The sequence below is a fragment of the Microbispora catharanthi genome, assembly GCF_006334915.2.
Lineage (GTDB): Bacteria > Actinomycetota > Actinomycetes > Streptosporangiales > Streptosporangiaceae > Microbispora > Microbispora catharanthi.
Map to the genome: position 1 here is coordinate 1 of NZ_VDMA02000057.1, position 5,482 is coordinate 5,482.

Annotated in this window: 6 protein-coding genes; 4 read left to right on the forward strand and 2 right to left on the reverse strand. The window is 61.3% G+C overall.

The window, feature by feature from the left end; genetic code table 11:
- The first annotated feature begins 421 nt into the window (after positions 1–421).
- Together FH610_RS45815 and FH610_RS42425 are read left to right on the forward strand one after the other, a co-directional pair.
- On the forward strand, positions 422–886 hold the full coding sequence (locus tag FH610_RS45815; protein WP_420813807.1) for a toxin glutamine deamidase domain-containing protein: 465 nt from the start codon (positions 422–424) through the stop codon (positions 884–886).
- A 472-nt stretch (positions 887–1,358) separates the two neighbouring features.
- Entirely contained in the window at positions 1,359–1,616 is a 258-nt protein-coding gene (locus FH610_RS42425; RefSeq protein WP_139580897.1) for a YrhB domain-containing protein, read from the forward strand.
- A gap of 280 nt (positions 1,617–1,896) precedes the next feature.
- Here the strand turns inward: FH610_RS42425 and FH610_RS42430 are convergent, their stop codons facing one another.
- Positions 1,897–2,850, reverse strand: coding sequence for an NsdA family TPR-like regulatory protein (locus FH610_RS42430; protein ID WP_139580898.1), 954 nt, complete (start codon positions 2,848–2,850; stop codon positions 1,897–1,899).
- A gap of 495 nt (positions 2,851–3,345) precedes the next feature.
- Between FH610_RS42430 and FH610_RS42435 the strand changes: the two genes are divergently transcribed.
- Positions 3,346–3,822: a hypothetical protein gene (locus FH610_RS42435; protein WP_139580899.1), complete on the forward strand. Its 477-nt coding sequence runs from the start codon at positions 3,346–3,348 to the stop codon at positions 3,820–3,822.
- Between the two features lie 13 nt (positions 3,823–3,835).
- On the forward strand, positions 3,836–4,186 hold the full coding sequence (locus tag FH610_RS42440; protein ID WP_139580900.1) for a hypothetical protein: 351 nt from the start codon (positions 3,836–3,838) through the stop codon (positions 4,184–4,186).
- Between the two features lie 406 nt (positions 4,187–4,592).
- Here FH610_RS42440 and FH610_RS42445 read toward each other — a convergent pair whose 3' ends face one another.
- Complete coding sequence (locus FH610_RS42445) at positions 4,593–5,024, reverse strand: Hint domain-containing protein (RefSeq protein WP_205826466.1); 432 nt, start codon at positions 5,022–5,024, stop codon at positions 4,593–4,595.
- Between the last annotated feature and the right edge of the window lie 458 nt (positions 5,025–5,482).

Sequence of the window (5,482 nt, forward strand, 5' to 3'; positions counted from 1 at the left end):
TTTCACCGGCGGAAATCCGATCGGCATCATTGAACTCGACGGCCACGCCGGCTGCACACCGGGCGAGTTCTGCAACACCGGAAGGCGATCGGCCTCGGGCGATATCGCGCCCGAGATCCGCCCTGATCTACCCCAGTACCAGCCTGCCGGAGATGCATGCGGTCTACTGTGCGAAGCACAAAAGGCAGCAGCGAAGCAGCCGAACAGTCCGAAGCCACTCCCCTTCACGCCGCCATCCAGCCTGCCACCAGCTCTCGACTACGCCGCCGGTCTCGCCGGGGGTGTCGCCCCCGCCCCCAACTTGGTGTGCTGGGATGCCAAATTCTGTCAGTGGCAGCAATATGGCCAAGCCCTCTCAGCAATCCTGAGGACCTCCGACCCGGCCATCAACCAGCCGCCCGGCCACTCCGAATCCTGGACCATGGGCGCAGGCGTCTCCACGCTACTGGGGTTTGGCGCGGCCGCAGGAGGCACGGGAGGCCCTGCGGGTGCCGCAGGAGACGCTGGCGCTTGGGCTGGATCAATCAGAAACGTCAACCCCCTCGGCGGAAAGAATAACTGTGTACCGTGCGCTTTGGCGACGGACAGCACTCTAGGAGGATCCCCTGCATCCGCAATAAATCGTGGACCCAACCCCGCCGCCCTTATAGAACAGTTCTACGGAAAGTCATTCCGCCCGCGAAGCATTCAGCAGATCGAGACGGAACTTGGTTCCGCAGGTAATGGATCTCGAGGCATCATCTGGGGATATCGAGGGCCGCACAGAGTCGGGCACGTGTTCAACGTCGTCAACCAGAGGGGTGTAATTCGATATCTGGATGGTCAGTCCGGTGGGGCCGCCTCTCTCGACGGCTACCGCAGGTTCTACTTCCTGAGAACAAACTGAGATAACCAGGCGGGCGCAGGTATGTGAGTGTCCGGATCGGTCGCTCGACCGATCCGGACACTCACATGTAGATGCCCATTGCATTCTGATCATTCGGGGATTGAGTTAGAGGGCCGAGCTGTCAATGAAATCGGCATCACAAGACACGGCTCCTGGTCGTCCAGAATGGCCCGGCAATAATGTGGCTGCATATCCGGGCGCTGCAGGCTTACCGCATAACTGAATCCATGCCGTTGCCGCAATAGATCGGGCCACTGTACCCCTCTGCTCATGGCGCCGCCGGTCCACTCGAGGATGTACCCGTAAGGGCTGGAAAATACAATTGGTATACATGGATGGAATCGGGCGATGATACGGCGCGTGGAAGAGGTGGCTGTAGTATCCTGCTCGATAGGCGGGATAGACCGGGCGTTCGCCGTCGAGGCCGATCCGCTGCGAAAGGTTTCCATACAAATGATGATGGAGGAAAGCGTTGGACCAGGTTCAGGCGAAGCAACTCGCTGAGCGGTTTCTTTTCGACGAGATTCAGCCGGAAGTCGGATACCCGTTGACCTTTTGTGGCGAAGAAGAGTCACTCAGGTACTGGATCTTCTATTACAATACCGTGCAGTTCTGTGAAACTGGAGAGATTGGATTCGCATTGGCTGGCAACGGGCCCATTCTCGTTGCTAAAGATGATGGGGTCATCACTACGGCCCGAACGGATATCCCGCTGGAAGGCCAGTTGTAGTCTCGCGCCTGGCCGTAAAAGACGCAGGGGTACGAGCGCAAGCGGGCCGTCAGCCGGGCATGCCTGGTGCGGGCTGGCGTGATTGCCGCGCAGAATACGCGCGACCGTCCGTCGCCTGGCTACGCTGGCCGGTGATATTCCCTCATGCTTGGAACGGATCCTGCCGGCCTTGCGCATGGTAGAGAAGAGAAAGCGGCGGTCCCCTCGTCGGCAGGCCGTGAATCTCACCACGGGCTGTCCTTCACGCGGGAACGAACCTCCTCGAGGCGTGAGGCCGCTGCTAAAAGGACCAAGGAAGCGCCAGGGTGGCGGTCTCCGCCGAGAAGACCTCGATCCTCTCTGCCAAGGACCCTGCCTCGTGGGACGCGACAGATGCAAGCGAAGCACGGACCTGCCCCATGCGCTTGACCAGGCCCTCAACCCGTTTATCCGGATGAAGGGCGAGGACAGGGGCCAGAGCGTCGGCGGCTCCATCGGTGTCGTCGGCGAGGAGGCGGGCGGCGGCCAGGTCGACGGATGCGCTCGCCTCCGCTGCGTACCAGCGCTGCTCGTCCGGAGCCGACTGATACAGGTTGAGCGCCCGCTGGCACTCGGCCTCAGCCTCTGGAGCCAACCCCGCGCTCAAGTATGCGGAGCCCGCGCAGAAGGCTTCGCGGGCCTCGTCGAATCCGAACTCGCCGCCCACGCCTTCGTGCAACTCCCCCTGCGGTCCCCGGGCGTCGCGGGCAGCCAGGATCGCGTTGCGAGTGCCATCGCCGTCGCCGAGAAGGGCGGACGCTCGGGCGGCGATGCTGAGCAGCCTTACACGAGTCGTACCGGCGGGAGCAATGGCCAGCCCCCGCTCCACCAGCCGGAGTGCCTGAGCTGGGCGACCGGCCCAGAACTCCACACATGCCAGTAGGCCGTCCGCCCACGCCGACAGCTCGTTGTGACCGATGACCTCCCCGTTGACGCGGGCGGCCCTGGCCTGCTCCGCCGCGGCGTACGGGTAGCCGAGGTCGAAGCTCGCGCTGCCCAGCAGTCCGCAGAGCTGCCCGGCCGCGAGGTACAGCCCGTGCTGCTGCCTCGGATTCCGCGTCCGCTCCAGCAGTCGGTACGTACGGTTGCGCACCCGGGTCAGCTCTCCGAAGAGCGGCACCGGCGGCGCATGCACGTATGCATGGGCCAGGCGGATGATGTCGGCGCGTCCGGCCAGGCGTAACGCGCCGATGGCGAGGTTGCGCAGAGAGACCATGACGCGAGGGCCGGGTTGGGTGAGGACGCGGGAGTGGTTCTCGTGGAACAAGGTGTCGCGGATCCAGTGCAGAACTTCGATGACCCACTGACTTGAACGTATCCGACCAGATTGGCAGGGGTGGCTAGGGTCGGATCAAGACTGGCGACACCGAGTTTGTCGATTTGAAAAATGGTTTTCCGCACAGGTCGGTGACGTGGTGTTCGATCAGGTAGGCCCGGGCGGTGTGGGGCGCCAGTGTCAGCACGGCCGCCACAGGTGGTCTCGTCCCTGGTCGGAGCGGCCGACCGATATCGCTGTTTCAGCAACTCGTAGCTGGTCTCGGAGAGGTGATCGGCTCTGCCGCTACCGGCTCGGCCGCAGGAATGGCAAAATTGGCCACAACGAGGAGTACTGTCCTCGAGGCCATGGCTAACGGGCGGGAACTCGCAGTCGGGGCCAAGCCAGGCACCTGCGAACGGTTACGCCCTACCTCCGATTGCAGCCCCGAAGCCGGTGACAGTACCCCAACCCGCACCGGTAGAACCGGTTGGAACGGCCGGGCGTATCTTCAGGTCCATTCTCGGCTTCGCCGGCTCGCTCCTCACCATTCTCACGATGACATGCGGAGACACTCCGGATGTCACAGGCTGTCAGGCAAGCAGTCGGGAGACGGATGACAACCAGAAGAAAGAGATTGTTATCGACAACAATATTCTGGTGAAGGCATGGGAGGGTAAATCCGCAGAAGTCGACGCCACCATCGGAGATCGTAGGCTGGTCATTCCGAACGCCGTTGTATCGGAATTCCTGGCACACATGCCCGAAAGTAGAATTTCCTTCCTCTACAGCTTTATGGCAAGACGCGAGGCGCGCCTTTCATCCCGCAGTGAAGGTGAAGCGCAGCGCCTGGTGGATGAGAGGCTCGCTGACTACCTCGCAACAACAGGCTATCCGCATGAACTCATAACCTTCCTCCAGTATGGGGGGTAAGAATAGAGTAGCCATGGGAATGTTCAATCGCTTGCAATTGCCGGAGGCCATGGAGTGCCCAAACTGTAGCCAACGCTCCAAGTGGTGGGTACAGTTCGTCTATTCGGCTCTGAACCTATCCAACTATCAGATTGGTCAGAGGCTGCACTGGGCGGATTGGGGAGATCTCGAAGGGGAACCAGGGGCCGGACACGTACGGATACAGGGCGTACTGGAGGGATGTCCCCTATGCGGCTTCCACCTGGACGACGTAGACAAGTTCTACACCATAGAGGTTTACGATGACGTGATCGCATCAGTTGTGAAAGACGCGACCGGCAATGGCTACTGGGAAAGCGATTGGGTGGTTATCCCCAACTGCTGATGCCGCTCCGATCGTCACCGTTCGTTGACTGGGACTCGTAGTGCCGGCAGGTGAGCGTCCTCTACGTTTGGGACAGATTCCACATAGAGAGATGATGCCCCTGTCGGCCTCCGGCCGGTTGCCACCGACATTGAGACCGTCACTTCCGGAACCGGCGACACCCAGCCACCTGCGGCTACACCGCCTAGGGCAAGAACGACGACAAGCTTTTCAACGGGGTCGACAAGCCTGACCCAGTCGACTCCACTGGTAAGGAGGAGTGCAATCCTACCGCTTAATCTTCGAGGAATAGTCTCTCGGTTCGTGGGGGCGACCTCCACGATGAAGCCACTTAACAAGCTCATAATTATGGAAATGGTTACCAGTGTCCGCGATCGTGACTTCCCGACGAAGAACATGGATTGGTTCACCAATTCGCGAGCCTGGTCGATAATACATGGAGGCCAGCAACGGTGAGGTTGTACATGTACTTCGTAGCAGCGAAGCTGCGCACCTTCACAACATACGCAGATTTGCCGTCGGGGGAGATGAGGTTATCTCCAGCTTTAAGGTCGGCCGCGTCGACCCAGGCACGGCGGGTTTCATCCCAGAAGGGGTGGTGTTGGGTAGCGTGGATGGTGGTTTCGTGACCGTCGGCAGTGCGGATTGTGACGTCCGCCATGTCGGTGTCTTTGTTGCGGTGCAGCGCTGTAACCTTACGGGCACCGCTTTCGCCGGTTTCCGGGTCTGTGGCGAGAACCTCGTCCCCGACCCCAACGTCCTCGATTCGTTTGCGGCTGCCATCCGCCATGAGGACAAGGGTCCCTGCGGCGAAGCTGTTTTTTGCGCAATCCCTCATTAGCCCCGCTGAAACCACCGAGAGCGCCGAACCCCAGTAGCTGGGAGACACCTGCGCCCATGGCCCAGGACTCGGAGTGGCCGGGCGGTTGGTTGATGGCCGGGTCGGAGGTCCTCAGGATTGGTGAGAGGGCTTGGCCATATTGCTGCCACTGACAGAATTTGGCATTCCAGCACACCAGGTCGGGGGCGGGGGTGACACCACCGGCGATACCGGCGGCGTAGTCGACAACTGGTGACAGGCTGGGCGACGGAGTGAAGGGGAGTGGCTTCGGGCTGTTCGGCTGCTTCGCCGCTGCCTTCTGTGCCTGGCACAGGAGGCCGCATGCATCTCCGGCAGATAGTGTGCGTGTGCAGTCCCTGTTTTGGCATTCGGCCGCCCCCGCTGCGCTGTTTGAGTACTGCAGCGACTGATGGCCGTCGAGCTCGATGCCGGTGATGGGGTTGCCGCCGGTGAAG